At 61.2% G+C, this 26,896-nt stretch carries 24 protein-coding genes; 17 read left to right on the top strand and 7 right to left on the bottom strand.

Annotated features, from left to right (window positions below):
* Nucleotides 1–15 precede the first annotated feature (15 nt).
* A complete protein-coding gene (locus ACTJLB_RS22705) occupies nt 16–1,017 on the top strand; it encodes an NADP-dependent oxidoreductase (protein ID WP_440784523.1) in 1,002 nt (333 codons plus the stop codon).
* Nucleotides 1,018–1,296: 279 nt separating this feature from the next.
* On the opposite strand, the gene ACTJLB_RS22710 is transcribed toward ACTJLB_RS22705, so the two are convergent.
* On the bottom strand, nt 1,297–1,752 hold the full coding sequence (locus ACTJLB_RS22710; protein ID WP_408201397.1) for a TIGR02594 family protein: 456 nt from the start codon (nt 1,750–1,752) through the stop codon (nt 1,297–1,299).
* Between the two features lie 716 nt (nt 1,753–2,468).
* Here ACTJLB_RS22710 and ACTJLB_RS22715 point away from each other — a divergent pair.
* The 6 genes from ACTJLB_RS22715 to ACTJLB_RS22740 all read left to right on the top strand — a co-directional run bounded on the left by ACTJLB_RS22715 (nt 2,469) and on the right by ACTJLB_RS22740 (nt 9,863).
* The gene (locus ACTJLB_RS22715; protein ID WP_440784614.1) at nt 2,469–5,450 is read left to right on the top strand and encodes a type VI secretion system Vgr family protein; all 2,982 of its coding nucleotides are present in this window, start codon (nt 2,469–2,471) and stop codon (nt 5,448–5,450) included.
* Complete coding sequence (locus ACTJLB_RS22720; RefSeq protein ID WP_440784524.1) at nt 5,451–6,245, top strand: ankyrin repeat domain-containing protein; 795 nt, start codon at nt 5,451–5,453, stop codon at nt 6,243–6,245.
* Between the two features lie 29 nt (nt 6,246–6,274).
* Nucleotides 6,275–7,069, top strand: a complete 795-nt coding sequence (locus ACTJLB_RS22725) for an ankyrin repeat domain-containing protein (protein ID WP_440784525.1) — start codon at nt 6,275–6,277, stop codon at nt 7,067–7,069.
* Nucleotides 7,070–7,333: 264 nt separating this feature from the next.
* A complete protein-coding gene (locus tag ACTJLB_RS22730; RefSeq protein ID WP_440784526.1) occupies nt 7,334–8,176 on the top strand; it encodes a DcrB-related protein in 843 nt (280 codons plus the stop codon).
* Nucleotides 8,176–9,432 carry a PAAR domain-containing protein gene (locus ACTJLB_RS22735; RefSeq protein WP_440784527.1) on the top strand — a complete coding sequence of 419 codons (1,257 nt, stop codon included), beginning with the start codon at nt 8,176–8,178 and terminating at the stop codon, nt 9,430–9,432. Before ACTJLB_RS22730 ends, ACTJLB_RS22735 begins: the two co-directional genes overlap by 1 nt.
* Nucleotides 9,429–9,863 carry a hypothetical protein gene (locus ACTJLB_RS22740; protein ID WP_440784528.1) on the top strand — a complete coding sequence of 145 codons (435 nt, stop codon included), beginning with the start codon at nt 9,429–9,431 and terminating at the stop codon, nt 9,861–9,863. The genes ACTJLB_RS22735 and ACTJLB_RS22740 overlap by 4 nt, the downstream gene beginning before the upstream one ends.
* A gap of 130 nt (nt 9,864–9,993) precedes the next feature.
* Here the strand turns inward: ACTJLB_RS22740 and ribA are convergent, their stop codons facing one another.
* Nucleotides 9,994–10,644, bottom strand: coding sequence for a GTP cyclohydrolase II (gene ribA, locus ACTJLB_RS22745; RefSeq protein ID WP_020070431.1), 651 nt, complete (start codon nt 10,642–10,644; stop codon nt 9,994–9,996).
* 300 nt (nt 10,645–10,944) lie between these two features.
* Between ribA and ACTJLB_RS22750 the strand changes: the two genes are divergently transcribed.
* The gene (locus tag ACTJLB_RS22750; protein WP_020070430.1) at nt 10,945–11,388 is read left to right on the top strand and encodes a CBS domain-containing protein; all 444 of its coding nucleotides are present in this window, start codon (nt 10,945–10,947) and stop codon (nt 11,386–11,388) included.
* Between the two features lie 421 nt (nt 11,389–11,809).
* Here the strand turns inward: ACTJLB_RS22750 and ACTJLB_RS22755 are convergent, their stop codons facing one another.
* Both ACTJLB_RS22755 and ACTJLB_RS22760 read right to left on the bottom strand, forming a co-directional pair.
* The gene (locus ACTJLB_RS22755; protein WP_020070429.1) at nt 11,810–12,154 is read right to left on the bottom strand and encodes a DUF4148 domain-containing protein; all 345 of its coding nucleotides are present in this window, start codon (nt 12,152–12,154) and stop codon (nt 11,810–11,812) included.
* A gap of 231 nt (nt 12,155–12,385) precedes the next feature.
* Nucleotides 12,386–13,033: a DNA-3-methyladenine glycosylase gene (locus ACTJLB_RS22760; RefSeq protein ID WP_440784529.1), complete on the bottom strand. Its 648-nt coding sequence runs from the start codon at nt 13,031–13,033 to the stop codon at nt 12,386–12,388.
* A 451-nt stretch (nt 13,034–13,484) separates the two neighbouring features.
* Between ACTJLB_RS22760 and ACTJLB_RS22765 the strand changes: the two genes are divergently transcribed.
* Both ACTJLB_RS22765 and ACTJLB_RS22770 read left to right on the top strand, forming a co-directional pair.
* The gene (locus ACTJLB_RS22765) at nt 13,485–13,850 is read left to right on the top strand and encodes a BON domain-containing protein (protein ID WP_020070427.1); all 366 of its coding nucleotides are present in this window, start codon (nt 13,485–13,487) and stop codon (nt 13,848–13,850) included.
* Between the two features lie 407 nt (nt 13,851–14,257).
* The gene (locus ACTJLB_RS22770) at nt 14,258–15,340 is read left to right on the top strand and encodes a calcium:proton antiporter (RefSeq protein WP_440784530.1); all 1,083 of its coding nucleotides are present in this window, start codon (nt 14,258–14,260) and stop codon (nt 15,338–15,340) included.
* A gap of 46 nt (nt 15,341–15,386) precedes the next feature.
* Here ACTJLB_RS22770 and ACTJLB_RS22775 read toward each other — a convergent pair whose 3' ends face one another.
* Nucleotides 15,387–16,280: a LysR substrate-binding domain-containing protein gene (locus ACTJLB_RS22775; protein WP_204523490.1), complete on the bottom strand. Its 894-nt coding sequence runs from the start codon at nt 16,278–16,280 to the stop codon at nt 15,387–15,389.
* A 528-nt stretch (nt 16,281–16,808) separates the two neighbouring features.
* Here ACTJLB_RS22775 and ACTJLB_RS22780 point away from each other — a divergent pair.
* The 7 genes from ACTJLB_RS22780 (at nt 16,809) to ACTJLB_RS22810 (ending at nt 23,244) form a co-directional block, all read left to right on the top strand.
* On the top strand, nt 16,809–17,903 hold the full coding sequence (locus ACTJLB_RS22780) for an extracellular solute-binding protein (protein WP_204523489.1): 1,095 nt from the start codon (nt 16,809–16,811) through the stop codon (nt 17,901–17,903).
* 77 nt (nt 17,904–17,980) lie between these two features.
* Nucleotides 17,981–18,904 carry an ABC transporter permease gene (locus tag ACTJLB_RS22785; protein ID WP_020070422.1) on the top strand — a complete coding sequence of 308 codons (924 nt, stop codon included), beginning with the start codon at nt 17,981–17,983 and terminating at the stop codon, nt 18,902–18,904.
* Nucleotides 18,901–19,791 carry an ABC transporter permease gene (locus ACTJLB_RS22790; protein WP_020070421.1) on the top strand — a complete coding sequence of 297 codons (891 nt, stop codon included), beginning with the start codon at nt 18,901–18,903 and terminating at the stop codon, nt 19,789–19,791. The genes ACTJLB_RS22785 and ACTJLB_RS22790 overlap by 4 nt, the downstream gene beginning before the upstream one ends.
* Nucleotides 19,792–19,831: 40 nt before the next feature.
* Nucleotides 19,832–20,908: an ABC transporter ATP-binding protein gene (locus ACTJLB_RS22795; RefSeq protein WP_440784531.1), complete on the top strand. Its 1,077-nt coding sequence runs from the start codon at nt 19,832–19,834 to the stop codon at nt 20,906–20,908.
* A gap of 53 nt (nt 20,909–20,961) precedes the next feature.
* Nucleotides 20,962–21,798, top strand: coding sequence for a transporter substrate-binding domain-containing protein (locus ACTJLB_RS22800; RefSeq protein WP_020070419.1), 837 nt, complete (start codon nt 20,962–20,964; stop codon nt 21,796–21,798).
* A gap of 40 nt (nt 21,799–21,838) precedes the next feature.
* Nucleotides 21,839–22,585, top strand: coding sequence for an amino acid ABC transporter permease (locus ACTJLB_RS22805; protein ID WP_020070418.1), 747 nt, complete (start codon nt 21,839–21,841; stop codon nt 22,583–22,585).
* Between the two features lie 2 nt (nt 22,586–22,587).
* Complete coding sequence (locus ACTJLB_RS22810; RefSeq protein WP_027779333.1) at nt 22,588–23,244, top strand: amino acid ABC transporter permease; 657 nt, start codon at nt 22,588–22,590, stop codon at nt 23,242–23,244.
* 94 nt (nt 23,245–23,338) lie between these two features.
* Here the strand turns inward: ACTJLB_RS22810 and ACTJLB_RS22815 are convergent, their stop codons facing one another.
* Both ACTJLB_RS22815 and ACTJLB_RS22820 read right to left on the bottom strand, forming a co-directional pair.
* Nucleotides 23,339–24,634, bottom strand: coding sequence for a cytochrome c (locus tag ACTJLB_RS22815; RefSeq protein WP_440784532.1), 1,296 nt, complete (start codon nt 24,632–24,634; stop codon nt 23,339–23,341).
* Between the two features lie 12 nt (nt 24,635–24,646).
* The gene (locus tag ACTJLB_RS22820; protein WP_440784533.1) at nt 24,647–26,896 is read right to left on the bottom strand and encodes a molybdopterin cofactor-binding domain-containing protein; all 2,250 of its coding nucleotides are present in this window, start codon (nt 26,894–26,896) and stop codon (nt 24,647–24,649) included.

Raw genomic sequence — 26,896 nt, forward strand, 5'->3', positions numbered from 1 at the left:
TGGATTTAGAACACCATGAAAGCGCTCACCTTCAAACGCTACGGCAAGACACCCGAAATCGGGTTCGCCGAAGTGCCCCGCCCCACGCTCAAGCCTGATGAACTGTTGGTACAGGTCCACGCGGCGGGGTTGAACCCGATCGACAACATGATTCCGTCGGGGACCTTCAAGCCCGTCCTCAAATTCGAGTTGCCCGCTACGCTGGGCAGCGATATTGCCGGCGTGGTGACCGAGGTCGGCAGTAACGTGACGCGTTTCAAACCGGGCGATGCAATCTTTGCCAGCCTTTTCGATCTCGGCAGGGGCTCGATCGCTGAATTCGCGGCGGTGCCGGAGAGCGTTGCTGCGTCGAAGCCGGTCAACCTCGACTTTGTGCAGGCTGCGGCAGTACCGATGGTCGCGCTCACCTCGTGGCAGGCGTTGAAAGAGCGCGCCCATCTTCAAGCCGGCCAGAAAGTTTTCATTCCTGCCGGGTCGGGCGGCATTGGCACGTTTGCGATCCAGCTCGCAAAGCACTTCGGCGCTCGGGTGGGAACGACAACCAGTACGGGCAACGTACAACTGGTAACCAGTCTGGGTGCAGATGAGGTTGTCGACTATAAGAAGCAGGAGTTCGAGAAAGTTCTGGACGGCTACGACGTTGTGCTTGGCACCATCAGAGGCGATGCGATTGAGAAATCCATGGGCATTCTCAAACCGGGGAGCAAGATCGTGTCGCTCATCGGGCCGCTGGACGCAGCGTTCGCCCGCGCCCGCAGGCTGAACTTTATTTTGAGGTTGGTGTTCGGGCTAATGAGCCGCAAGATCATGCGGCTCGCGAAGAAGCGGGATGTGGCGTATTCATTTCTCTTCATGCGCCCCGACGGAGCCCAACTCTCTGAAATTGGCGAACTCCTCAAGTCGGAACAGGTTCGTCCAATGATCGACAAGGTGTTTCCGTTTGGGCAGGCGAAGGAAGCGCTCGAATACCTGGCCCAAGGACGTGCCAAGGGCAAGGTCGTCGTGAGAATGAAGTGAGTTCTGGAGGGGCGTAGCTTTGGGGCGCAGGTGCAGACGGCCTCGAGTGCGAGCGAAGCGTTAGCCCGTCTGGCGGCCGATGACCGCGCTAACGCACGACGCATATGAGGGTCACTGGAAACCGGATCGTTCGACCGATGTGGCGATGCTTCGACGGGCGCTCGCGCTCAGAAAACGCCCCGACATTCCACATGAGGCCGCAGTCTCTCCGCGAGATGCAATTCGCCCGTTATAGCGGTCCGAGCCGCACTCCTGCCTCGTCATTCGAACGGGTGTTGCTTACGGCCAGCGATAGGCCAGCACGCGTTCAAGCGGATAAGCCAATTCCCTCACCTCTCCGAGTTGATTGCCTCCGAACAGGTAGACGTTGTGGGCGTCCGATCGGATAAAGAACCCGACATGCCCTTTCCATTCGACAGCGTCGTCGGCAGTCAACACAGCAACACAACCATATCTGGGCGCATCGAGCGGATTGCCCCATGAGAGCCACGAGCGAGCCAAGGCCGATCCCGTTCCAGAAATGCCTGACTGCTTCATACACCAGTTGAGGAATGACGAGCACCACGAAATCTTGTCGTCATAACCGGCGAGTTGAGTCGTGTTGTTGTATTCGGCAATCCTCGGGTTGGATTCTCCTGGTCCGTAACGGCTGACGCCCCGTTCCATAAACGCAATATCCAACCAGGCAGGCGTGAATCCGGTCGCTGCTGGCTCGTAACGAAACCCTTCACGCATAAATGTGCTCCGTACAGATGATCCTGTTCGAGTGGGCCGTAGATTGCATGTGGCTGTCCGGAATTGCGGTCCAATAACGGTCGCCGTATGACCGGTGTGGCCATTCTCAGGGGTAAGTGACAAAGCCGGCTTTTGTCATGCATTGGATCGCAGTTGCTGCTTCTCTTGCGCCCGTCGGCTAATAAACCGACATGTAACACGCGCCAGAGTACACCGCGACTTGTTTGTTCCATCAAGATCGCTTCCAACACCAAAGGGTATTCAATTCGGAGCTTCGATAGACGACGCTCAAAGTACCTTTGCTGAGGGAGAGCGGCCGATACCCTCTGTAACTTGCAGACGCAGGCCTTAACCCGAAAGAGTCCGAGCTGCGACGTTGCCAGCGTGTTTGCAGACGATCAAGGGCTGCCTTTCTTGTCCGCGCTCTCATATCGAATGAACTGCCTTGAATCCTATGTCAGTATGGTCACTTCAAGCACGATTTAATATCCGTTGGAGTCATTGATCGTTTGCACGACCCTGCGAAGGGGCCGTCCGAGTTCGCGTCGTTATGCAGGGTTAATAGTTGACGCAGCACTCTGGATTTAACTTTTCCGTTACACTTTCCAACAAAAGTTGTCTTGCGGCGGTTTTTAGGAATTTGGTGTTGGGGTATTATTCGGCCAGCGCAAAAGCGCCAAAGAAAAAATCGGCTGTTTGCCACGCTGGGGGCTTCAATGAGTTTTAATAACGCTAGTGACGGAATCTCCGCGTCAGGAGGTTCTATTGCGGGACTATTGAGTGGCGCGGAGTCATTTGCCGGAGTCGCAAGTAGTTTAGGCGGACCGGTTGGCAGCTCATATGCAACGGGAGTCGTTAATCAGGCGGCACGCGCGGTTCAACTGGCCCAGACGGCGTCGAACCTGATCGGCAAGACGCCCTCAGCCGTCGCAGACGCCATCAATTCGCTTGCAACCAAGCCCCAGCTCACCCAGCAGAATCGCTTCATGTCGATTCGGACGCCGCTCGGCCCGGATGTGCTTCTGGTCACCGCGTTGGTGGCAGACGAGTATCTGAACCGGCTGCCAGAGATTCATCTCGATCTTATATCACAGCGACGCGATATCCAGATTGACTCTCTCGTCGGCCAAGTCGTTTCTGTCTCGCTTAAGCCTGAACAGGGCGGACTGCTTTCCGCAGTGCCAAAGAACCCTAACCAGTCCGAGCGCTTCTTTCACGGCTTTGTCATTTCCTTTTCGCGCGTTGGTAATTCTGGCACTGTTACGCGCTACCAGATGACGGTCGTGCCCTGGCTATGGTTTCTCAGCCGCTCGACAGACTGCAGAATTTTCCAGAATAAAACGCCTTCGGATATATTGGCGGAAATATTTTCCGAGTTCGGATTTAGTGATTATGAGTTGAACCTGCAAGGCCAATATAAACCGTTCGAATACATCGTGATGTATCGCGAGTCGTACTTCAACTTCGTGGCACGCCTGATGGAGCAGGAAGGGCTTATCTGGTGGATTCGTCACGAGAAGGACAAACACGTCCTCGTGATCAGCGACAGCAATGCGGGCTTCAGGGCGATCGACGGCCTCGCCGAGATTCCGTTCTACGCGGACAGCGCGGCGAGTGAGAAAAACGGCATCTCGCAGTGGAACGAAGCGTTCAGCTTCCGCGTCGGCAAGATCACTTATCGGGACTTCAACCATCGCACACCGTCGACGCCCCTCCTCCATGTGGAGGTTCCGTCGACCTTGTCGAATCCGAATATCCAGAACACTGAGCGGTACGAATATCACTCGCTCTACGACCACGGCGACGACGGGGAGCGTTATGCGCGCATTGCAATGGAGGCTGAAGAGGCACAGGCCCATCATTTCAATGGTGCATCGTACGTTCAGAAGCTTGACCCGGGCCTGAAATTCAAACTGGTCAATCATCCGGTATCGGCCTTCAACAACAAGGACTTTGCCCTTCTGCACGTACGGCACGAAGCTGCCAACGACTACACACACGAGTCGCACGAACTTCCGTATCGCAACTCGTTTTCGTGCCTGCCGGTGGATATTCCCTATCGGGCCGAACGGCGCACGCCGAAGCCTTACATGTACGGTACGCAGTCGGCGGTGGTGGTCGGGCCGGAAGGCGAGGAAGTCCACACCGACGGCAGTTCTGTGAAGGTCCATTTCTTCTGGGACCGCCGTGGCAAGCAGGATGGTAGCGACTCGATGTGGGTGCGTGTGGCCCAGTCGTGGGCGGGCGGGGGCTGGGGCGGGTCGGCAATGCCGCGCACGGGACAGGAAGTGCTCGTCGCGTTTAACGAGGGCGACCCTGACAACCCGATCATCGTCGGTCGCGTCTTCAACGGAGAGAAAACCAACCCCTACCACCACACCGCGGGCCGGACGATGGGGTTGCGCAGCAAGACCATCAACGGCGACGGGTTCAACGAACTGAAGTTTTCGGATGTCGCCGGATCGGAAGAGGTCTTCATCCACGCCCAGAAGAATCTGAACACCGTCGTCAAGGATAGCGAGACGCGCTCGATCGAAGCCGGAAATCGGCTCGTGAGACTGCACGCAGGCGATGAAACGAAAGACATCGCCAAGGGTAGCTTGACGGAGACGATCGCGAAGGCGCGCGCGACGACGGCCAATACGATCGATACGAAAGCGGTCGGCGGTGAAGCTGGGCCTGGCAACCAGATGCATCAGGCGACGGACAAGATCGAGCATCGCGTCGGCGCGAGCATCATCACGATGAAGCCCGACAGCATCAAGCTGTCGCACGGTGCGTCGAGCATCCTGATCAACCAGAGCGGAATTTTCCTCGACGGGCCGGTAATTCACCTGAACCAAGGCCTGTTTGTGACGCCGGAGCAGGCGCTGGCCATCCAGTGGGCGCAGCAGCAGGCGATCATCGCGGCGGGTCTGGCGAGTCCGGATCCGAAGGTGCGTGACGCGGCGAAGCGGCTGCAGGCATCTGTCAAGGCGCAGCAGATGGCGAAGTTGGCGGACGCAGTTTATTCGCCCGGTACGGCGCCGCCCGGATGGTCGAACATCAGCAATGACCCTGAGGCTCTGAAGAAACTCGGTCTAAGGCCCGAGGATCTTAAAATTCCCGGTAGCAACTTCGGCTCACAGGCATATGCGCCCGATCCCGCAGTGTTCGGCGACAGCATGAAGCCGACAGTCGCCTTCAAGGGTACCGAGCAGTTGACGGGCGAAGACATGGCGAACAATCTCGCACAGGGCCAAGGCAAGCTGTCGCCATACTATGCTCAGGCTGTGAAGATCGGCAGTCTCGTGGATGAAAAAGACATGGCGTCAGGCGTTGAGATGACCGGACACTCGCTCGGAGGAGGGCTGGCCGCAGCGGCGTCCGAAGCCAGCGGATCAACCGCCACGACATTCAACGCAGCAGGTTTGAACTCAGCGACGCTTCCGTTGTACGGCGCATCGCAGGTCAATTCATCTATCACGAACTATCGGGTAGACGGCGACATTCTGACCGGGATGCAGGAAGGCAAACTCGGTCCGATTAGCGACGCCACTGCGGCTGTAATGCCCAAGGCAGTCGGTGAACAGATTGACATTCCAGGCAGCGCGATGACCACGTTATCGCGTCACAAGATGGCGGAGGTCAACGCGGGCATGGAGTCGACAGTCGCGGACCAGCAGTCGTCGCTGCTTCAACTACTTGGAACGCATTAGATGAAATATCGAAAACTCGCAATTGCTGGGGCATTCGCCGCAGCAGTGTGCGTCGCTACCCCGCTCTGGTGGCCAACTCAGGCACAGGAAACGCATATGTCCGGATTCAAACGCTATCCTCCCGAGGACTTTTTCTCAGGCCCAGAACTGGAGTTGGCCCACGCGATCCGGGACGGTGACCTTGCACACACGAAGGCACTGATTTCAAAGGCCAACCTTGATCTGGTAGGCAACAAGGAGATGACCTTGCTTGCGTTCGCCGTGCAGGAAACAGTTCCCGTCAAGAACGACGCAGGAAATGTTCGCTATCAGATCGTGAGCGAACTGGTGCGGCATGGTGCGAAACCACAACAATCGTTTGGTCTCACCAAAGACAATGTTGCGTATCTCGCGGCGCGCGCCGACTCGCCAAACCTCCTCAAGGCACTGCTAGCCGGCGGCATGAGTCCTGATCTCAGGTACGACGGCAACACGCCCCTTCTCTTTGCTACAGCCGATGATAATCTTCTGCCGCAATTGCGCGTGCTGGTGGAGAACAACGCGAACGTGAACATCAAGGATTCGCTCGGCAATACGGCGATCTTTGACGCTACGCGGATCCGGCAATGGGACGCTGTCGATTACCTGCTTGCACACAAGGCAGACCCAACGGTCACCAACGATGTCGGAGTTTCCTACGCAAAATCGTTGAGCAAACAGCTACAGAAAACGCCCAAAGACTCCCCCCAGATGGAGCGCATCGAAGCGATCCGGAAAAAAATCATCGACGCAGGCGCAAAGTGGCCGACAGCTTAACGCAAGGTCTTACAGCGGATGGGGGGTGGATGTCGCGCTGGAAAACCATGGCCGTTATGTTGATAGTCATAGCGGCTGCGACGATCGTCGCTTTCCGGTGGGTTAATCAGGACGAGAAGCCCGGGCAATCGGACTTTCGAAGATACCCACCGACGCGCTTCTTCACTGGCGCATCGCTCGAGCTTGCGATCGCGATTCGGGATGGCGATCTCGCCCGTACAAGGGAACTGATACCGAAGGTCGACTTGAGCCTGGTAGGCAGGAAAGAAATGACGATGCTCGCGTTCGCCGTCCAGGAAACGGTCCCCGTCAAAACGGACGCAGGCAACGTGCGCTATCAGATCGTTAGCGAACTGGTCCGCCATGGTGCCAAACCGGAGCAGCCATTTGGTCAAACCAAAGGCAACGTTGCGTATATCGCCGCCCGGGCTGACTCACCCGCCCTGCTCAAGGCGCTCCTGGCAGGAGGCATGAGCCCTGACCTGCGATACGACGGGGACACTCCCCTGCTTTTCGCAGTTGCCGAAGACAATCTTCTACCTCAATTGCGCGTGCTCGTAGAAAACAACGCAAATGTGAACCTCAAGGATTCGCTTGGCAACACCGCGATTTTCGGAGCCACCCAAATCCGCCAGTGGGACTCCGTTGACTATTTGTTATCGCACAAAGCCGACCCTACCGTCGTCAATGACGGTGGCGTGACATACGCCAAGGTGCTCAAGATTGAGCTTGACAGTACGCCGAAAGGCTCTCCCCAGCTTGAGCGTATCGAGGCGATACGCAAGAAATTAATCAGCGCAGGCGGGAAGTGGCCGACGGCATGAGAGGTACCCGAGATGAAAAACGCAGGGTTGCCGGCATGAGACGACATCCCTAGGTAGCGCGATGACCACGTTATCGCGTTGCAAGATGGCGACGGTTAATGCAGGGTTAGACGACAGTGTTAGGCGGCCCCTGCTCGCGATCGCAAAGCGAATCGTGGCGGCCGGGGATACATGCCGCCGAGGAAAGTCAGCGGTGGCGCGGCACGCAGTCGCAGGACGCAGGCAACAGGTATGCAAACCACAAGCAGCGGATAGAACACAACCATGTCACGTTATCAGATGAACGATGCCGCCATCGATCTGCCCGAGCAGTTCAAGGACGGCACCATGCACCTGTTCACCGTAGAGCGCAACGGCATCAACGCGTTCACCTTTGTCGTGTCACGCGCTGATATGGACGAAAGCGATACGGTAGATACGTTCGCGCATAAGCTCGTCCAGCAAATGCGCAAAACACTGCCCCGCTTCGAACTGAAAAACCTGCGAGCAAGGGAAGTCGACAGTGAGACGGCGAGAGAAATCGACTATATCTGGGTCTCTCAGGGCACGCCGTTACACCAGCGACAGACCGTTGTGATGGCGCGGGGAGCCTCAGGCACGAAGCCCCGTGCAATCAGTTTCATAGGGACGTGCCCGAACGGCTTTACGCCGGAGTGGGCAGAGGAATACCAGAAGCTGGTCGGGAGCGCGAAACTTGCCAAGCGGGGAGCTGGACCGTTCGCGAGCCGTATGCTTCCTGCTGACGCAGACGGGCTGGTCTTCGTTCTGCGAGAGGCCGACGGGTCGCTGGTAGTCGTGCCGACGTTGTCGCAACTCTTCGGTTATAACATCGCGGACGCGCTCGACCCCAAGGTCGCGTTCTTCGATCACACGGGGGCACCGATCGGGCTCGAGCGGACAACGGAACTAGGAGAAGGCTGGGCGCATCCCGACGGCGAGCGCTATATGTTCTGGACTCTCGACCCGGCGACTCACCCTCGCCTTGCCCATCGGCTCGACGCTGTACGCAGCGTCAGTGGCATCAGCAGTCTGTCTAGCGTCGACGCCGTGCGCCGATATCTGGCTGATGTGTCCGTCTCTGTACCCACGAAACCGGCGGTTAGCTGATGGATTCGCTACTCGCCGCAGCCCGACTCGGAGACCCGGTCGCGCACACAGCTTCCAAAGGCTGGATGCTCGCCGGTCTGATCGGTGGCGCATTGCTTGGTGCAGCAGTCGTAGCGCTTACGGGCGGCACAGCATTGATCGCGCTGGCCGCAGTGGCAGCGGGAGCTGCTGCCGGTGGTGGTATCGGCGAAGTACTGGGCACGATGTCCTGGGCGCCCCGACACGTCACGGGCAGTCTCATATCCGGATCACCAAACGTCTTCATCAATAGCCGCTCAGCTATCCGAGCGCACATCAGCAACGCGCTTTGTAGCGACCACTCAGGTGCTCCACAGGTCGTCGCGCAGGGTTCGAGCACCGTCTTCATCAACGGCCAGCCCGCAAGCCGCAAGGAGGACATGCTTGCATGCAGCGCGGTCATCAGCGACGGCTCGCCCAATGTATTCATTGGCGGTGCACGCCAGACGACCGATGACATCAGCCCGGAGGTTCCGGCCTGGATGAACTGGGCGATGCTCGGCGTGGGAATTGCCGCGGCGGTCGTGCTCGCGGGGCCCGTTGTCGGCCTGATCGGCGCAGCGGGCGGATTCGCCGGCGGGGAACTCGGCTCTGCGGTCGGCGGCGCTGTTTTCGGTGAGGGTTCGGATGGCCAGAAGTGGTCGATGCTGGGTGGATCGCTCGTTGGCGGTGGACTCGCCGGCAAGGGCGCAGGCATGCTCGAGGCGCCCAAAGAGCCTGTTCCCATCGCTTCGCTCGAATCGCCAAAAGAGCCTGTCGCCGCGCCGGTTTCGCGCTTTGACTATACGGTCGATAAGGTGCCCGCTGACCTCGAACCCAACACGGCTGGCGTCTACGGGTACATGCCCAAGGAAGGGACCGAATTTCACCAGTCAAAGTGGGGTGTAGACTGGACCGACCCCGAAGCAACAGCGGGTGCGACCGCGAAGCGGATCGACTATCACGAGGGTATGGAACAGAAAGAGGCCTGGATCGCGGACCAGAGAAGCGCGGGCGTGCCGGACGAAGAGATAGCCCAGCAGATAACCAATAGTCGCAACGCAGACCGCCTTTCCTACTACACGGAAGAGCAGTTGCCGGGCGTATACGCGCGCAACCTGGCCAAGTATGGTGACAAGATGGGCCCGAGCTACGATTATCTGATCGAGAGCGGCAAGACACCTCAACAGATCATTGAAAGTGCAACACGCACGAACCCGACCATGGACATCCTCACGGGCATCGCGAAAGTCAAATGAACGAAACACAGATCATCGTCCGTACCCTGCCGAACCGTCCGAGACTTGTGCTGGACAAGCCGACGGGCAGCCTTACTCCCGTCAGCGGGTCAGAGTCTTTGCCCGTGCGCGGTTTTGCCTTTCCCGTGGAGGGCAAGACATTTGTGCAGTACGCTGAAGACGGAAGGTTGTACCTTCAACTCGGCGAGCCGCGCTGGGAGGTTGGCCCGTCGAGTGACGTGAGCTATGGCCATAACTTCGACAGCAAGACGACGACGTTCACCATCAACGGATTCAGCCTCGAATATGAGGCATGGTGGGCGCACGATCCAACATTCAACAAGTTTGCGCCGGAACGTGATCAGGACGAAGACCCCCTTGCCTACGTGTATCACCTGTACAGGAATGACGAGGAACGGGAGGACTACATTCGCCGCATGATGCAAGGCTGAAGGCTCGCGATTCTCGTAATGAAGCCCCTCGGTCTCGCGCTTGGGAATTTGCCACCAAAGACCATCGCTTGCACCTGCGATCCTGGGGCCTTCTCACCGCACACAGCTACGCATAAATACCGATTCCCGCCTACTCATTCTCATCGAAGTAATGCCCAAACTTGAGCTGCTTCGTACGGATATAGCGCTCGTTTTCCTCGCGCATCGGAATGGCGAGCGCGACGCGTTCGCAAACCGGAATCCCGTGTTTTGACAGCGTGTCGAACTTTTCGGGATTGTTGCTCATCAAGCGGACCGAGGTCACTTTCAGCGTGCGCAAGATGCCCGCCGCCGAGTCGTATTCGCGTGAATCGTCCGGCAGACCGAGATCGAGATTAGCCTCGACGGTATCGCGGCCCTGCTCCTGCAGCGCATAAGCGCGGATCTTGTTCGACAGACCGATGCCTCGGCCTTCGTGCCCACGCAGATACAGAAGCACGCCGCAGCCTTCGGCCGCGATATAGCGCAGCGCAAGATCGAGTTGCTCGCCGCAATCGCAGCGGTACGAGCCGAGCACGTCGCCCGTCAGGCATTCGGAGTGCAAACGTGTCAGCACCGAAGACCGGTTCGCGACGTCGCCCATCACGAGAGCAAGATGTTCGGCGCCGCTTTCGACCACGCGAAACACGTAAGAGGTGAACGTGCCGTAGCGCGTGGGAAGCGTGGCGGTGGCGTCGAGAACGACGCATTCGCCGTTGATGGCGCCGTCTACTACGGGCGACGGATCGTGAGACGTGAGCATGGCGTTAGACAAAGGTGCTGAACATGAACCCGATGAAACCGGGGATAAGGTACGGACAGGAGTTTACCGCTAATCGGCCGACCTCACCGTATGCCCATGCATGGCGCAACGATCTTGCACCAGCGAAGCGCCCAACTCACCGCAAGTGCAATAGTTTGAGGCCGCACTACCCGAAGTAAACGCTTCGCGCGCTCCAGGTATTCCCGAACACACTCGCTGGCGTCTCGCGCCTATACTGGAATTGCTTGGTCCTCGACAGCCGCCGCGCCGGCGTGCTGCACCGCGAAACGGAGCCGCTCCATGACAACCGTTGCACAGCTTCTTAAAACCAAACCGAACAACACGACCGTCTACACGATACGGGCCGACGACTCCGTGTACGAAGCGATCAAGCTGATGGCTGAGAAAGGCATTGGCGCGCTCGTCGTGACGGACGGCGACAGCATCGCGGGGATCGTCACCGAGCGCGATTACGCGCGCAAGGTCGTGTTGATGGACCGGTCTTCGAAGGCCACGCCGGTGCGCGAGATCATGAGCAAGGCCGTGCGCTTCGTGCGCCCCGAGCAGACCACCGACGACTGCATGGCGCTCATGACCGAGCGGCGTATGCGCCACTTGCCGGTGATCGAAAACGACAGACTCGTGGGAATGGTGTCGATCGGCGACCTCGTGAAGAACATCATCGCCGAACAGCAGTTCACCATTCAGCAACTCGAGTTCTATATTCACGGCGAGCGTCCCTGACGCGCCGCGCCTGCCGCATGTACGAGCCGCAAAAAAAGCCCAATCGCTGAACGGTTGGGCCAAGCTACCTTGCGGCAGCGGAGGTTCCTGTGAATTCCTGGGCGGTATGTGACACCGCGCAACGCTTTGCCTGGCATGCAGGCTACGGCGCCGTGTGACGCGGTGTCGGCCATGGACCTGAGTCTTTGCGTTAGCCCGCCCAACGTGTCAGAACCACGTGATTCGGTATTTCAATCCCGCTGGAAGACCGCGCGCCGTCTGATCTAGCGGCACGCTCTCCTACTCAAATCCAGAATTGCAATGCTTGCGGCAGCAGCCGTATCGCGCTTGATGAATCCAACGCTCTGCGGCCTTAAGAAACTGGCCGGCCGGTTGCAGACTCAACTAGCGGAGACTGCCGACGCGGCCAAGCTGCAGAATCTTAGTTGCCGAAATAAACCGACTTCGCGCCAGTCATGGGCTCACGCACGCCGCCCGATTGCGACGAGCCATTCGCGACGCCGCCGTAACCGCTGGTGTCGGCAACCGGCAATTGCGTTTGCGCAACTGCAGGATTTTGCGCCTGGACGCGACGCTCGGCGGCCTGGACGTCGGCCGGGTAGTTCGGGTCATTGCTGACTGCCGGGTTGTAACCTGCCTGTTCCAACTGGATCAGCTCGTTGCGGACTTCCGCACGCGTCACGGGTTGCTGGCTCGATTGAGCGAACGATGCGACCGGAGCGGCGAGAACTGCTGCAATGGCGACTGCCTTGATAAGCGATTTCATGGTTATTACCTCCAGACTTGGTTTTATTTGCTGCTTGCCACACCGTGTGGAAGCGAGTGATTCCAGTCTAGTCACCGGCGCACCGAGGGAAAACCCCTAATTGTGAGATACATAATTGTCGTAATCGAAAAAGTCAGCCGGAATTGCCGCCACGCAAAATGCCGCTTGCATCGTTGCCGTAATAATTTCGCCGACGTCCACGCCTGCCTTCCTTTTGGTCAGAAGCTGCGGTCAATTTTGCAAATTGCCGCCGAGGTCGGCGTGAGGTGCAAGAAGCAGCTTGCGCGGACCACTGACGAACGCGCTGCCCGGCTCGAAGAAACGCAGCGGCCGATGCGTTTCCCGCGACAAGCCAATGCGTGTCGTCACACCGACCGGCATATCGCCTTTTTCGATGACACCGATCCACAGGTCGCGCCCGCTGCAAAGATCCTGGCCGTCGAACGATTGGCCGATGCCCAACGCCATAGTGAGGCGGCCGGGTCCGCGCGCCAGGTCGCGCAACGGCACGCCGGGGCGGCGCGCTTCCATCAGCGGCAGGCCCTCGAGCGGCTCTATCGCGCGAATCAGAATGCCCGCGCCGATTTTCTCCGCTTCGGCAGACATATTGAGCATGTACGATAGGCCGTAGGTGAGCCGCACGTAGGCGTAGCCGGGCGCGAGAAACATCGAGCCGTTGTATGGACGGCGTCCGATGAACGCATGGCTGGTCGAATCGCCTACCGGATATGCCTCGGTCTCGACGATGCGACCGCTCATACGCCCTTCGGGCAGGTCGTGCACGAGGTATTTGCCGATCATGAAACGCGCGAGGTCAGCGGCCCCCACGGGCAAATCGTTACGCGACAACGGGATGATGGGAAGCAATGATTTGCTCATGCAGCGTGCCTTTTTGAATGCGTTGGTGGTTGCAGTGACTGGTGCGTGGGTTCGTCCGCGGGCTGATGCATTGGGTAGTCCACGGTAAGTCCACGTTAGTCCACCGTTAGTCCACTTGTTGGGAACACGGGACGCCACGGCCTACACCAGCCCGCCCGGATATGCAGCAAAGCTTTGCTCATCATGGCTTCACCGTTGTAGCAAAGCCTCATTCCGGGCACCGCCGCATTCACCCTGGAACCAATTGGAGTATCGTTTGCTTCCGGCCCTAAGCAAGCCTGCACCGGCTCGCGCGGGCTTCGGCCCGTCGAAGCAGCCAAAACGAGCTCGCCAGACTCAAGCATTTGCAAGACCCGCAGTGACGTCCTTCCGATTTGATTCCGCTGTACCCGTAGTGCAACACATGGTCTCCGCCAGGGGACGAGCATATTCACGACAAGGAGAAACTCGCATGAAAGCATCCACGGCAATGAAGATGGTCGGCGGCGCGCTGATCGTATTGGCATCGCTCAACGCATCCGCACAAAGCAGCGACGCTGCGGCGTCCGCACCGGCAACCGCGGCGTCGTCGGCGGCAACGGGCAAGCAGGCCAAGGCTGCCAACCGTGCGCTCGGACGCAAGGTCCGTAGCGCGCTCGCCAAGACCAAGGGCTTGAGCGTCGCGAACATCAACGTGCGCGCACGCGGAGGCGCTGTGACGCTGGCCGGCACGGTGCCTGACCAGTCGCAAGTCGACATCGCAACGCAAGCGGCGCAAGGCGTGGCCGGCGTGACGTCGGTGAAGAACGCATTGACGGTTCGCCCGGTCGGCCAGTAACGACCAGAAGCCGGCGCTCGCGTGGCGCCGGCTGCAACCTCGGCAGGTGCCGGCGTCGAGCTGCCTGACGTTGGCACTCTGCCGGGCGTAACAGGCTCGAGCAACTCTTTCAGCAGTGTCGTCGCATTTTGACGCGTCACGGTTCGCAGTTCGCTGTCTGCAGTCCACGGTCGGCAATCCCGGCCAGACCATTCCAGCGCGGCCTCCAGCTTGGCAATTCCCTGCCCAATCTCGTGCTGCCAGGACCCGCAGCGCCATCAACAAACCTTCCCCGCGCCTGATAAAAAGCTCTACCATCCAAACCGTTGCACCATCCTCCTAACGCACCGGTTTAATTCGTCGCTCCCGTTTCCAAAGCCCGCCTCGTCGCACGATTCACGAACAAGTACCAGACAAAAGGATGCCCGATGGCCAAGCCGCCGACCGTCTTGCCCCGCTGGACTCTCGCCGTGCCGCTGGTTGCGTGGATCGTACTGGGCGCGGCCTACGCGTTGCCGGGCAACCAGTTACTGCTCGTGCTAGTGGGTATCGCGCTCTGCGCCGCGGTGTTCACGGCAGTGCATCACGCTGAAGTGGTCGCGCACCGCGTCGGCGAGCCGTTTGGCACGCTAGTTCTCGCTGTGGCCGTGACCGTGATCGAGGTCGCGCTGATCGTCTCCGTCATGCTGACGTCCGGCCCCGAGAAAGCGGGCCTCGCACGCGATACCGTGTTCGCCGCGGTCATGATCGTCTGCAATGGGATCGTCGGACTGTGCGTGCTGGTGGGCGGCATCCGCCACCGCGAGCAGGATTTTCAGAGCCGCGGCGCGGCTGCGGCTCTCGCCGTGCTGGCCTCCCTATCGGTGTTGACCCTCGTCATGCCGAACTACACGACGACGAGCGTCGGCCCGATGCTGTCGCCGTCGCAACTCGCTTTCGCCGGCGCGTCGTCGCTAGTGCTGTACGGCGTGTTCGTATTCGTCCAGACGGTTCGCCATCGCGATTACTTTCTCGCCGGCGTGCCCGACGAAGACGTGCACGCCGCGCCGCCCAGCGCCGGACTCGCGCTTACGAGCGGCGGCCTGCTGGTGGCGTGCCTCGTCGCGGTGGTGCTGCTCGCGAAAGTGTTGTCGCCGGTCGTGGAGACAGCGGTTCAGAATGCCGGCGCGCCGCCGGCGGTGGTAGGCATCATCATCGCCGCGCTGGTGTTGCTGCCGGAAGGTCTCGCCGCCGTACGCGCGGCGCGCGCCGACCGCTTGCAGAACAGCCTGAATCTGGCGCTCGGCTCCGCGCTCGCGAGTATCGGCTTGACCATTCCAACCGTGGCTGCCGTGTTCCTGACGACGGGGCAACCTCTCGTGCTCGGCCTCGACGGCAAGGAGACCGTGCTGCTCGTGCTTACGCTGATTGTCGGCACGCTGACGCTGAGCACAGGACGCACGACGATCCTTCAGGGCGCGGTGCACCTGTCGCTCTTCGCCGCATATCTGTTCCTGTCGTTCGCGCCGTAGCTTTGCGCTCTGCCGCCCCGCCTTCAAACGCGCGGAACATCGACACCTATTCTTCCCAATGCGCGGCGATCCAGTCGCGAAAGAGATTCAGCTTCTGCTGATGCGCAACCGAATCGGGATACACAAAGTAGTAGCGCCAACCCGTTTTGAGGACCATATCGAAAGGCCGCACGAGACGCCTCGCGGCCACGTCCTCGTCGATTAGCGCGAGGTCGCTGATCGCCACGCCGAAGCCCTGCAACGCGGCGTTGGTTGCCATGTCCAGAGTGTCGAAGCTCGGTCCGTGCTCGGCGTCGATCTCGCGCGCGTCTGCCGTGTCTGCTTCGGCGATCTTGGCAAGCCACATTTTCCAGTCACGATGATCTCGCGTCGGATGCAACAGCGTATGCCGCGCGAGATCCCCGACGGCCGCGAGCGGCTTGTCCTTCAACAGATCGGGCGCGCACACGGGCGTGAGACGCTCCTCGAATAGCGGCACCGCCTGCACGTCCGCACCGGGCGACGAGCCATAAATGATCGCGGCATCGAACGGTTCGAGCTGGAAGTCGACGTCGTGCTGCCATGTCGTGGTGATCTGCACATGCAGGTCCGGATATTCGGCCTGGAAGCGCATGATTTTCGGCAGCATCCAGCGCATGACGCAAGTGGGCACCTTCAGCGCGAGGTCCGTGCGTTGGCGCGTCAAGCGCAGCGAAATCTCCTCGATTCGCGCGAAGCTTTCCTTCACCGCCGGCAGCAGCAACTCGCCCTCCGCGGTCAACGTCAGCCCTTTCGCGTGGCGCTTGAAGAGCGGAAACTTGTAGTAGTCCTCCAGCGCGATGATCTGCCGGCTCACCGCGCCTTGCGTGAGGCACAGATGATCGGCGGCGCGCGTGAAGCTGCGGTGACGCGCAACGGTTTCGAAAATCTGCAGCGCGTTGAGCGGCGGAAGGCGTCGCATGAAGTATCAGGTATCCGGATCAGAAAAAATCATTGCGGCGGTGTGAAGGACCGAGGTCGTCATTCGTCGCCTGCCCACAGGATACGCGATCGCGCGTCGCCGCACGAGTCGTGGCAACGCGTAGCGGCATGCGTTGCGCTCATGCGTCGGTCGAAAAATGCGCCGAATGTGCGCGGCGCGCACTGCAGCGGGGCACGAGGCCACCACGAGCGCACCAGAACCGAGCTTTGCTCATACCTACGGGCAAGCGCAGAGTGCGGAAAAGCATGGACGTTAACCCGAATACGCCGGTGGCTCAACCTTCGGGCGGATCGCGTGACGCGCTTTCCGCACTTCGCGATACGTGCCCGGCATGAGATTACGTCATGCCCTCCATGCGCATATTTCGTTTGTTGACGGATTTTGGCAAACCTAGAGTGCATCCACAGTCCGCAGCCGCCAACGCCAACGAACGGTGCCGTGCGGTGCGGCGGTAGCGGTCACAGCGATTATCACCAGGCAACAGGCGTTCAACACAGGGAGACCGCCATGCAAGAGATCAAACGGGGCAGAAGGCAGGCCATCAAGACGATTGGCGCAGCGCTCGCGGCGTCCACGTTGCCGATGCCGTTCGTCAGTCTGCGCGCGCAGCAGCAGAACTTCAGCGGCAAGACGTTGCGCCTCCTGACGTGGTCCGACGACACGGGCGCGGCCGCGCTGCGCAACATCGCCGCGACGTTCACCGCGAAGACCGGCGCGAAGGTGATCGCCGACCGCGCGGACGGCACCTCGGGCATGGTCGCGAAGGTCAAGGCCGCGGGCGAGCGCCCGACCTACGACGTCATCACGCTCGCGGGCGTGGGCGCAGCCGGTCTCGGCGACGCTGGCTTGCTGATGAAGCCCGATCTCGACAAGCTGCCCAACCTGAAAGAAGTGGCGCCGCAGTACCGCACTGGCGCGAACGGCTTTGGCATTGGCTACCTGCTGTGGTCCGACGGTCTGATCTACAACACGTCGACGGTGAAAACCGCGCCGTCGTCGTATGAAGCGCTGTGGGACCCCAAATACGCCGGCCGCCTGTTCCTGCCGCCGCCGGAATGGGCCGAAGCGGTCGATCTGGCGATCATCGCCGCGAAGATGAACGGCGGCTCGCAGCAGAACATCGAGCCCGGTTTCAAGAAGCTGATGCAACTGAAAGACCACGTCATGACGCTCGGTGAAAATCCGAATCAGGTGGCCGATCTCTTTCGCACCGGCTCGCTCGACATTGGCGGCATCTATTCGCCGGCGTTTTTCCCCGATCAGATTCGCAAGCCGGAATACAAGATGGGCGTGACGTACGGCATGAAAGAAGGCTTCGCCACGCAATTGATGTTCACGGTGATCCCGAAATCGCATCCCGGCGACATCGATCTCATCCACGCCTTCATCAATCATTCGCTCGATGCCGGCGTGCAAGGCCGCATGGCCGCCGACGTGCTCAACGGCCCGGTCAATTCGAAAGCGGTGATTCCCGCCGAGAGCCGCGCGTTCGTGCCAAGCGCGCAGCAGATCGCCGAGAAAGCCGTGCTGCATGACGACAAGGCGCTCGCCGCCGTGCAGCCCGCGTGGATCAAGCGCTACACCGAAATCTTTTCGGCATGACGACGATGCCAGCGCGCTTCTCGCGGCGTGCTTCAGCGGCCTCCTCCGATGCTACGGCTCACGAGGCGGCGCCTGGCATGGGCGCCGCGTCCCGCGCCGCACTCATCGCAGGACCCGACGCCACAGGACCCGACGCGCCTGCGGCCAGCGTCGCGCAGAAGGCGAGGCCATGGCTGCTGCTCGCGCCGATCCTGCTGTTTCTCGCGGTGCTCGGCGCGGCGGCGCTCGTCGTGTTGCGCATGAGCTTCGGCACGCAAGGCAACGAATGGCATGGCTTCACGCTGCAGAACTACGCTGATCTGCTGGACGGCTACTTCATGCGGTCGTTGTGGCTCACATTGAAGCTCGCGTTCCAGAGCATGATCTGCGCGGTGCTGCTGGCCATTCCGGTCGCGCTCGCGATGGCGCGCACGACGTCGCGTCTCGCGCGGCGGCTGTTGCTGGCCGGCGTGCTGCTGCCGCTGCTCGTCAATCTGCTGCTGCAAGGCTATGGCTGGCTGATCATCCTCGGGCCGGCCGGTTTGCTCAATCACGCGCTGCTCGGCAGCGGTCTCATGCATCGTCCGTTGATGTGGCTGTACCGTGAAAACGGCGTGCTGCTCGGCCTCATCCAGACGGCGTTTCCACTTGCGGTGCTGCCGCTTTCGAGTGCCATGCGCGCCGTCTCCAGTTCATTCGAGGAAGCCGCGGCGACGCTCGGCGCAACGCGCTGGCAAACGCTGCGGCATGTCCTGTTGCCGCTCGCCATGCCCGGTCTGGTGTCGGGCGCGCTACTCGTGTTCGCCTACAACGCCAGCGCGTTCGCCGTGCCGCTTTTGCTCGGCGGCCGCCGCGTGCCGATGCTCGCGGTACTGGTTCACGATCAGGTCGCGCCTTTGCTGAACTGGCCGGCCGCGTCGGCATCCGGTGTCGTATTGATGATCGCGACGCTCGCCGTGATGGCGCTTTCACAACGACTCGTGCGCCGCACCCAACGTCTCGCCGAGGAGCCCCACGCATGAGCACGCCCGTCCCGAGTGCGCGCTTGCATCGCGCGTCGCCGCCGCCCCGCTGGCCGCGTCTGTCCAACGCTCTGCCCGGTCAGCTCGGCAAGGCCACGGCCTTGCTCGCGGCGATCGTGCTGTTCGTCGCCGCGCTGCCCATTCTCACCATGATCACGATGTCGTTCAGCGCGGCCGACACGCTGGAATTCCCGCCGCACGCGTACGGTCTGCACTGGTATCGCGCCGCATGGCAAAGCTTCGTGTCGCCGGACGCAACCAGTTCGCTTTCGATGGGCGCCGCGTTGAGCACGAGCCTGATCGTCGCGCTGTCGACCATGCTGATCGCGACGCTCGTCTCCGTGCCCGCGGCTTACGCGCTGAGCCGCTATCGCTTTCGCGGCAAACCGGCGGTCGAGCAACTGGTCGCGCTGCCGCTCGTCTATCCGCTCGTGATGCTGGGCCTGTCGCTGTTGCTTGTCTTCAACGTGCTGCCGGTCGAACTCGGCGTCTTCCGCCTGATCGTCGCGCACGTGATTCTGGCTCTGCCCTTCACGGTGAAAAACTGCGCGGCGTCGGTCGCCTCGATTGGTCCCGAGTTCGAAGAAGCGGCCTGCGTGATGGGCGCGAGCCCGGCCCGCGCGCTCGTCGACGTGATCCTGCCGCTGATGCGGCCGGGCATTCTCGCCGGCATGCTGTTCGCGTTCATCGTGTCGTTCAACGAATTCACCGTGACGTTCTTCCTGTACACCATCGACACGATGACCTTGCCGGTGTGGCTCTACAGCCGCACGGTGTCGTCGCTCGATCCGACCGTGTTCTGCTTCGCGGTGTTTATCGTCGCGATCGATTTCGCGCTGATCTGGCTGCTCGAAAAGCTGATCGGCGACGAAGGGGTTGCGCTGTGACCGCTCGTGTTTTTCCGACGCCTTCTTGCTGGAGCATTCGATGACTCATCTGACCTTGCAGGCCGTGACCCGGCGCTTCGGCGCGGCCTATGCTGTCGACAGCGTCGATCTGAGCGTGCCGGACGGCAAGCTCGTGTGCTTTCTCGGCCCGTCGGGCTGCGGCAAAACCACCCTGCTGCGGATGATCGCCGGCCTCGAAACGCCGACCTCGGGCAGCATCGAATTCGCGGGCCGCGACATCACGCGCGTGCCTGCCAACCAGCGCGACTTCGGCATGGTGTTCCAGTCGCTTGCGCTCTTTCCGCACATGAGCGTCGCGCAAAACGTCGCCTATCCGCTGAAGCTGCGTAAGACGCCGAAGCCCGAACAGGCGCGCCGGATCGCCGAACTGCTCGAACTGATCCAGTTGCCGCATATGGCGAACCGGCCGGTCACCCAGCTTTCCGGCGGCCAGCGGCAACGGGTGGCGATTGCGCGTGCAATCGCGTCGCAGCCGAAACTGCTGCTTCTGGACGAACCGCTTTCCGCGCTCGACGCCAAACTGCGCGAAGCGATGCAAGTTGAAATCCGCCTGCTGCAACAGCGCCTCGGCATCACCACGATCATGGTCACGCACGACCAGCGCGAAGCAATGACCATGGCCGATGAAATCGTCGTAATGGAAAAAGGCCGCATCGCTCAGGTCGGCAAGCCGCTCGACATCTATCGCGATCCGGTCAGCGAGTTCGTGGCCGACTTTATCGGGCTCGGTAATATCCTGCCGGTCACTTACGACGGCGCGGGTGCGGTCAGTCTTCCAGGCGGCGTGCGCATTGCGGTGTCGCAGGCGGCTCGCGTTCCGGAGTCCACGAGCGACATCCGTTTGCTGATCCGTCCCGAGGACGTCTGCGTGAAATCCGCGACCGGCGCCGCCGCAGGGCAGAACCGGCTGGCCGGTACGGTCACGTTTATCCGCGACGTAGGCGCCTCGCTTGAGGCGACGATCGATTGCGCCGGCTTTACGCTGACTGCCGCAACTACGCCGCGCGAAACACCGGGCCTTGCGCTCGGCATGCCGGTGCTGGCCGAACTGCCGCCGCACGCGTGCAAGCTGATCGCCGCGCGCGCGGTGCAGTGATATCAATCGTATTCCAACACGACAGTTGCAACACACTCGACAGAGGACAGACCATGAATCAGCTCATTAAGCAACTCAAGCCCGTTCGCTCGACAGCGCGCCGCGCATTCGCCACGCTGGCCGCAGCGCTGGCGTTCACCGGCGCTGGCGCGCTCAGCGCGTTTTCGCCGGCCGCTCATGCCGATGCGCTCGACAGCATTGCCAAATCGGGCACCGTGCGCATTGGCGTGTTCATGGACTATCCGCCGTTCGGCTCGATCGGGCCGGACATGAAGCCGATGGGCTATGACATCGACGTCGCGAATCTGATCGGCCGCGCACTCAACGCGAAGGTCGAACTGGTGCAGGTGACGGGCGACAACCGCATGGCATACCTCGCGGACCGTAAAGCCGACATGCTGCTGTCGGTCGGCCAGACGCCCGAGCGCGAGAAGGTGATCGACTTCTCGCAGCCGTACGCGCCGTATTACCTGGCCGTATTCGGCCCGAAAGCATTGCCGGTGAAAAACGCCGCCGATCTGGCAGGCAAGTCCATTTCGGTCGCGCGCGGCACGCTGGAAGACCTGAGCGTGACGAAAATCGCGCCGCCCAGCGCGAACATCAAACGTTTCGACGATCCTAACGGAGCAATTTCGGCGTTTCTTTCTGGTCAGGTACAGTTGATGGTCGTCGGCAACGACGTCGGCGCCACGATTCTCGCGCGTCATCCCGCGAACGATCCCGAGCAGAAGTTCTCGCTTTTCAGCTCGCCGGATCACGTCGGTTTGAACAAGAACGAGCCGCGTCTGAAACAGAAAGTCGACGAAACCATAGCCAAGGCCCGCAAGGACGGCACCATGAACGCGATTTCGCAGAAATGGCTGCGCACGCCGTTGCCGGCCGATCTCTGATTTTCCTGTACGGAGTTTGACTCACGATGAGCGCCACGCCATGACCTATGCGTTCGATTTCAGCGGCTTCGGCCTCTATGCGGGGATGCTCGCGCGCGGTGTTGCCGTCACATTGGGACTCACGGCGATCTCGACCTTGCTCGGCGCCGTGGTCGGCATCGCGGGCGCGAGCGTCGCGGTGGCCGGACCAAAATGGGCGCGCTGGGTCGTGGCGAGCTATGTGGAACTGATCCGCAATACGCCGTTCATCGTGCAGTTGTTCTTCGTGTTCTTCGGCTTGCCCAGCCTCGGTATTCATATCGACGAAATACAGGCGGCGATTCTGGCGATGACCGTCAACCTGGGTGCCTACGCAATCGAAATCGTGCGCGCGGGCATCGACTCCATTTCGCGCGGCCAGGTTCAGGCCGCGCAAGCGCTCGGTCTGCATGGACGGCAAGTGTTTCGCTACATCGTGCTGCCGCAGGCGCTCGCCAATGTGTTTCCCGCGCTCCTGAGCCAGGTGCTGATCGTGATGCTCGGCTCGGCGGTGGTGTCGCAAATCTCCGTTCCCGATCTCACGTACGCAGCCAACTTCATTCAGTCGCGCAATTTCCGGTCGTTCGAGAGCTACCTGATCATCACGGCGACTTACCTGCTGCTGTCCATCGTGCTGCGGCAAATCCTCAACCGGTTCGGACGCGGCCTGTTTGCGGGCCGCACCGCGCGCGGCGCCGACAGTGCGCCTCGCAGCTGGCGCGCCCGCCTGATGTGGCGCGGCGCCCGCACCCTGCCCGCGGAGCGTTGATCATGGTCGAATTCACCCTGTGGGACATCGCTCGCAATCTGCTGCTCGCGGCGCGCTGGACAGTGCTGCTTTCGTTGATCGCGTTTGTCGGCGGCGGCATCGTTGGCCTGATCCTGCTCGCCATGCGTGTGTCGCCGCTCGCGTGGCTGCGCCGCATCGTCGTGTTGTATGTGGAGGTGTTTCAGGGCACGCCGCTTCTGATGCAACTCTTTCTCGCGTTTTTTGGTCTGCCGCTTCTCGGCGTGGACGTGTCGCCATGGGTCGCCGCCACGGTCACGCTCACGCTCTACACGAGCGCGTATCTGGTCGACATCTGGCGAGGCTGTGTGGAAGCCGTGCCGCGCGGTCAGTGGGCCGCCGGCGCGAGTCTCGGCATGACGTTCAGCCAGCAGTTGCGTTATATCGTCTGGCCGCAGGCGCTCAAAATCGCCGTTGCGCCGACGGTCGGCTTTCTCGTGCAGGTGGTCAAGAGCACTGCGCTGGCGTCGATTATCGGCTTCACTGAATTGACGAAGACCGGCACGATGATCACGAACGCAGCGTTCCGCCCGTTTCCGATCTACGGGATGGTCGCCATGATCTACTTCGCCATGTGCTTTCCGCTGACCTGGTACGCACGCGTGCTGGAGAAACGGCAAAAGGTCGGACAGCATCGCTAGACCGCGCGAGCCGGTTGCGTCGCAGAATGGAAAAAAGCGTCAACCGCCGCAAGACGGTTGACGCTTTTTCATGCGCTCACGCTTTACGCTACAGTTAGCGCGCCGCTTGAGTCGACTTGCGCAGCTTCGTCACGTCGGCGGCCGTGACTCCGGGCGCGCCGTTGTTCCAGCCGGCACGCACGAACGTGAGCACGTCGGCGATCTGCTGGTCGTTGAGCACCGGCGCGTACTTCGGCATCGGATACGGCGCGGGAATACCGCCGATCACGAGGTCCTCGGTGCCGTTGAGCGTCACGTTGATGAGCGACGACGCGTCCTTTTCCAGCACGTTCGGATTACCGGCCAACGGCGCAAGCATCGGCGCAAAACCGCGTCCGTCGACGCCGTGACAATGCATGCAATACGCGGTGTAGACGCGCGCGCCGGCATCGTTCGCGGGACGGTTGAGCGACACCTTCGTCGTTTGCGGATCGTACTTGTAGGGCGGCGCACCGTTGCCGCCCACCGCCGGCAGCGACTTCAGATACGTCGTCATCGCCGTGATATCGCCGTCGTTCAGGTTCTGCGTGCTGTTGTTGATCACGCTCGTCATCGAGCCGAATGCGGAAGCGTGACGATTCGCGCCGGTCTTCAGGAACGCCTGCAAGTCCTGATCGCTCCAGCGCCCGAGGCCGACGTTATGTTCGCCGGTGAGGTTCGTCGCGTACCAGTTGTCGAGCAGACCGCCAGTCAGAAACGCGCTGCCGGTTTCGTCGAGCGCCTTCTCCTGGAACGCAATGCCGCGCGGCGTGTGACATGAGCCGCAGTGCCCGAGTCCCTGGATCAGATACGCGCCGCGATTCCATGCGACGTCCTTGCCCGGCTTGTTCTGGTACACGCCCTTCTCGAGGAACACCATGTTCCAGAGCTTCAACGGCCAGCGCATGTTCATCGGCCATTTGATGTCGGACTCGCGATTGGCCTGCTGCACCGGCGCGACGCCGCTCATGAAAAACGCGTAGAGCGCTTTCATGTCTTCGTCGTTGACCTTTGCATACGACGGATACGGCATCGCCGGATACAGGTTGTGCCCGTCTTTCGCGACACCTTCGCGCATGGCACGGGCAAAGTCCTGTTCCGTATAACTGCCGATACCGGTTTGCGCGTCGGGCGTGATGTTGGTGGTGTAGATCTGGCCCATCGGCGTGTTCATCGGCAAGCCGCCCGCGAACGGCTTGCCTTTCGGCGCCGTGTGGCATGCGGCGCAATCGCCGGCCTTCGCCAGATACGCGCCGCGTTGCACGAGCGCCTGGTCGGCTGCGGATGCCGCCGCGCTTGCCGGCGATGTCTGGGTCAGAAAAGGCAACGCCACGCATAGCGCCGCACCGAAACCCTTCAGAGTGTTTTTCATGTCGGGCTCCCGTTAAGCGGTTTTCAACTGGCTGCCGACCGGCAATTGCCGCAGCCGCTTGCCGGTGGCCGCGAAAATCGCATTGGTCAGCGCCGGCGCGAGCGCGGCTGTTCCCGGCTCGCCGATGCCGCCCGGCGCCTCGCTGCTCTTCACGATATGCACGTCGATAGGCGGCGTCTCGTCGATACGCAGCATCCGGTAGTCCGTGAAGTTGTTCTGCTCCACGCGGCCGTCCTTGATCGTGATCTCGCTATAAAGCGCCGCCGTAATGCCGAAGATGATCCCGCCTTGCACCTGCGCTTCGACGGTGTTCGGATTGACGACCATTCCGCAATCGACCGCGCACACCACGCGCTTGACCGCCACCTCGCCCTGATCGACCGCGACATCGACGACGATTGCGAAGTAGCTGCCGAACGCATGCATGACCGACACGCCGCGCCCTTGGCCCTTCGGCACCGCGCTGCCCCAATTGGCTGCCTGCGCGGCAGTGTTGAGCACGTTCAGCGCACGCGGCGTCTTGCCGAGCAGATCGCGCCGATATTTGACCGGGTCCACCTTGGCCTCGGCCGCGAGTTCGTCGATAAAACTTTCGACCACGAACGTGCCGCGCGTCGGGCCCACGCCGCGCCAGAACGCAGTGGGAATGGCGTGCGGCTCCTGGCGCACGTAGTCGACGAGCTGGTTGGGCAAGTCGTACGGCAGATCGGACGCGACTTCGACCGCGTCGGGATCGAGCCCGTCTTTAAATGCAGGCGGTGCGAAGCGCGCCATGATCGACGAACCGACGATCCGGTGCTGCCACGCGAGCGGCTTGCCGTTCGCGTCGAGGCCTGCGGAAATCTTGTCGTAGTAGTACGGCCGGTACATGTCGTGCTGAATGTCTTCTTCGCGCGTCCACAACACTTTGACGGGCGTCGATACCTGCTTGCCGATCTTGACCGCCTGCGTAACCATATCGAACTCGAGCCGGCGACCGAAGCCGCCGCCGATCAGATGGTTGTGCACGACGATCTTGTCGGCGGGCAAGCCGGTCACGGCCATTGCCGCGTCGCGCACGCGCGTGGGCACCTGCGAGCCGAGCCAGATTTCGCAGCCATCGGCGCGCACATGCACCGTACAGTTGATCGGCTCCATCGTGGCATGCGCGAGAAACGGCTGCTGATAGACGGCATCGACTCGCGTCTTCGCGTTCGAAAAGGCGTGCACCACATCGCCGTCTTTGCGTGCGACCGCGCCGTTGCGTTGCGACGCATTGGCCAGATCGTCGACGATCTGCTTCATCGAAAGCTTTGCGTCCGCGCCCTCGTTCCATTTGATGTCGAGCGCCTGCAGCCCGCGTTTGGCTGCCCACGTGTGATCGCCGATCACGGCGACCGCGTTGTCGATCTTGACGACCTGACGCACGCCGGGGATCTTCTTCGCGTTGGTATCGTCGACGCTCGCAAGCTTGCCGCCGAACACGGGGCAATTTGCGATGGCCGCGTAGACCATGTCGGGTAGTCGCACGTCGAGGCCGAACGTTGCGGTGCCGTCCACTTTTTCCGGCGAATCGAGGCGCTTCACAGCCGTGCCGATGATCTTGAAGTCTTTCGGGTCCTTCAGCGGCACGTTCTGCGGCACCGGCAGTTTGGCCGCGGCATCGACAAGTTGGCCATAGCCGATGCTGCGATTGCTCGCCGCGTGAATGACCTGGCCGGATTTCGCATGACAGCTTGCGGCGTCTACTTGCCATTGCTGCGCGGCCGCGCCGATAAGCAGCATGCGCGCGGTCGCCCCTGCCTTGCGCATCGGCTCCCATGCATAGCGGATCGACGTCGATCCGCCGGTGAGCTGGCCGCCGAGCAGCGGGTCGGTGAAGAGCTTCTCGTCAGGCGGCGCGTGGTCGAGCGTGACGGTGTCGAGCGGCACTTCGAGTTCTTCGGCGATCAACATTGGAATCGACGTATAGACGCCCTGACCCATCTCGACCTTCGGAATCACCAGCGTAACCTTGCCTGCCGTGTCGATCTGGATGAACGCATTCGGTGCGAACACACCGTTCTGCGCCGCTTCGTTTGCGTCGCCGCCAATCACCGACTTGCCGGATTTCTGGTCCTGACCGACGGCCGGCATGCTGAAGCCGAGCAGCAGCCCGCCGCCCGCCGCCGCGCCCACGGTCACACTCAGCTTGAGGAACGTGCGGCGCGACACGCCGCGCTTTCCGTTTGCCTCGGGCGAGGACGTTGCGCCGTTCTGTGCATCGAGCAATCCTTGCGACAT

It is taken from the genome of Paraburkholderia sp. 22098, from assembly GCF_052045935.1.
Taxonomy (GTDB): Bacteria; Pseudomonadota; Gammaproteobacteria; order Burkholderiales; family Burkholderiaceae; genus Paraburkholderia; species Paraburkholderia caledonica.

Excerpts from the sequence above, each read along its gene's own strand:
- ACTJLB_RS22705 (WP_440784523.1), top strand. The coding sequence starts at position 16 with ATGAAAGCGCTCACCTTCAAACGCTACGGCAAGACACCCGAAATCGGG.
- ACTJLB_RS22780 (WP_204523489.1), top strand. The coding sequence starts at position 16,809 with ATGCAAGAGATCAAACGGGGCAGAAGGCAGGCCATCAAGACGATTGGC.
- ACTJLB_RS22750 (WP_020070430.1), top strand. The coding sequence starts at position 10,945 with ATGACAACCGTTGCACAGCTTCTTAAAACCAAACCGAACAACACGACC.
- ribA (WP_020070431.1), bottom strand. The coding sequence starts at position 10,644 with ATGCTCACGTCTCACGATCCGTCGCCCGTAGTAGACGGCGCCATCAAC.
- ACTJLB_RS22755 (WP_020070429.1), bottom strand. The coding sequence starts at position 12,154 with ATGAAATCGCTTATCAAGGCAGTCGCCATTGCAGCAGTTCTCGCCGCT.
- ACTJLB_RS22710 (WP_408201397.1), bottom strand. The coding sequence starts at position 1,752 with ATGCGTGAAGGGTTTCGTTACGAGCCAGCAGCGACCGGATTCACGCCT.
- ACTJLB_RS22800 (WP_020070419.1), top strand. The coding sequence starts at position 20,962 with ATGAATCAGCTCATTAAGCAACTCAAGCCCGTTCGCTCGACAGCGCGC.
- ACTJLB_RS22810 (WP_027779333.1), top strand. The coding sequence starts at position 22,588 with ATGGTCGAATTCACCCTGTGGGACATCGCTCGCAATCTGCTGCTCGCG.
- ACTJLB_RS22720 (WP_440784524.1), top strand. The coding sequence starts at position 5,451 with ATGAAATATCGAAAACTCGCAATTGCTGGGGCATTCGCCGCAGCAGTG.
- ACTJLB_RS22775 (WP_204523490.1), bottom strand. The coding sequence starts at position 16,280 with ATGCGACGCCTTCCGCCGCTCAACGCGCTGCAGATTTTCGAAACCGTT.
- ACTJLB_RS22805 (WP_020070418.1), top strand. The coding sequence starts at position 21,839 with ATGACCTATGCGTTCGATTTCAGCGGCTTCGGCCTCTATGCGGGGATG.
- ACTJLB_RS22715 (WP_440784614.1), top strand. The coding sequence starts at position 2,469 with ATGAGTTTTAATAACGCTAGTGACGGAATCTCCGCGTCAGGAGGTTCT.
- ACTJLB_RS22740 (WP_440784528.1), top strand. The coding sequence starts at position 9,429 with ATGAACGAAACACAGATCATCGTCCGTACCCTGCCGAACCGTCCGAGA.
- ACTJLB_RS22785 (WP_020070422.1), top strand. The coding sequence starts at position 17,981 with ATGGGCGCCGCGTCCCGCGCCGCACTCATCGCAGGACCCGACGCCACA.
- ACTJLB_RS22760 (WP_440784529.1), bottom strand. The coding sequence starts at position 13,033 with ATGAGCAAATCATTGCTTCCCATCATCCCGTTGTCGCGTAACGATTTG.
- ACTJLB_RS22795 (WP_440784531.1), top strand. The coding sequence starts at position 19,832 with ATGACTCATCTGACCTTGCAGGCCGTGACCCGGCGCTTCGGCGCGGCC.
- ACTJLB_RS22735 (WP_440784527.1), top strand. The coding sequence starts at position 8,176 with ATGGATTCGCTACTCGCCGCAGCCCGACTCGGAGACCCGGTCGCGCAC.
- ACTJLB_RS22765 (WP_020070427.1), top strand. The coding sequence starts at position 13,485 with ATGAAAGCATCCACGGCAATGAAGATGGTCGGCGGCGCGCTGATCGTA.
- ACTJLB_RS22820 (WP_440784533.1), bottom strand. The coding sequence starts at position 26,896 with ATGTCGCAAGGATTGCTCGATGCACAGAACGGCGCAACGTCCTCGCCC.
- ACTJLB_RS22730 (WP_440784526.1), top strand. The coding sequence starts at position 7,334 with ATGTCACGTTATCAGATGAACGATGCCGCCATCGATCTGCCCGAGCAG.
- ACTJLB_RS22790 (WP_020070421.1), top strand. The coding sequence starts at position 18,901 with ATGAGCACGCCCGTCCCGAGTGCGCGCTTGCATCGCGCGTCGCCGCCG.
- ACTJLB_RS22770 (WP_440784530.1), top strand. The coding sequence starts at position 14,258 with ATGGCCAAGCCGCCGACCGTCTTGCCCCGCTGGACTCTCGCCGTGCCG.
- ACTJLB_RS22815 (WP_440784532.1), bottom strand. The coding sequence starts at position 24,634 with ATGAAAAACACTCTGAAGGGTTTCGGTGCGGCGCTATGCGTGGCGTTG.
- ACTJLB_RS22725 (WP_440784525.1), top strand. The coding sequence starts at position 6,275 with ATGTCGCGCTGGAAAACCATGGCCGTTATGTTGATAGTCATAGCGGCT.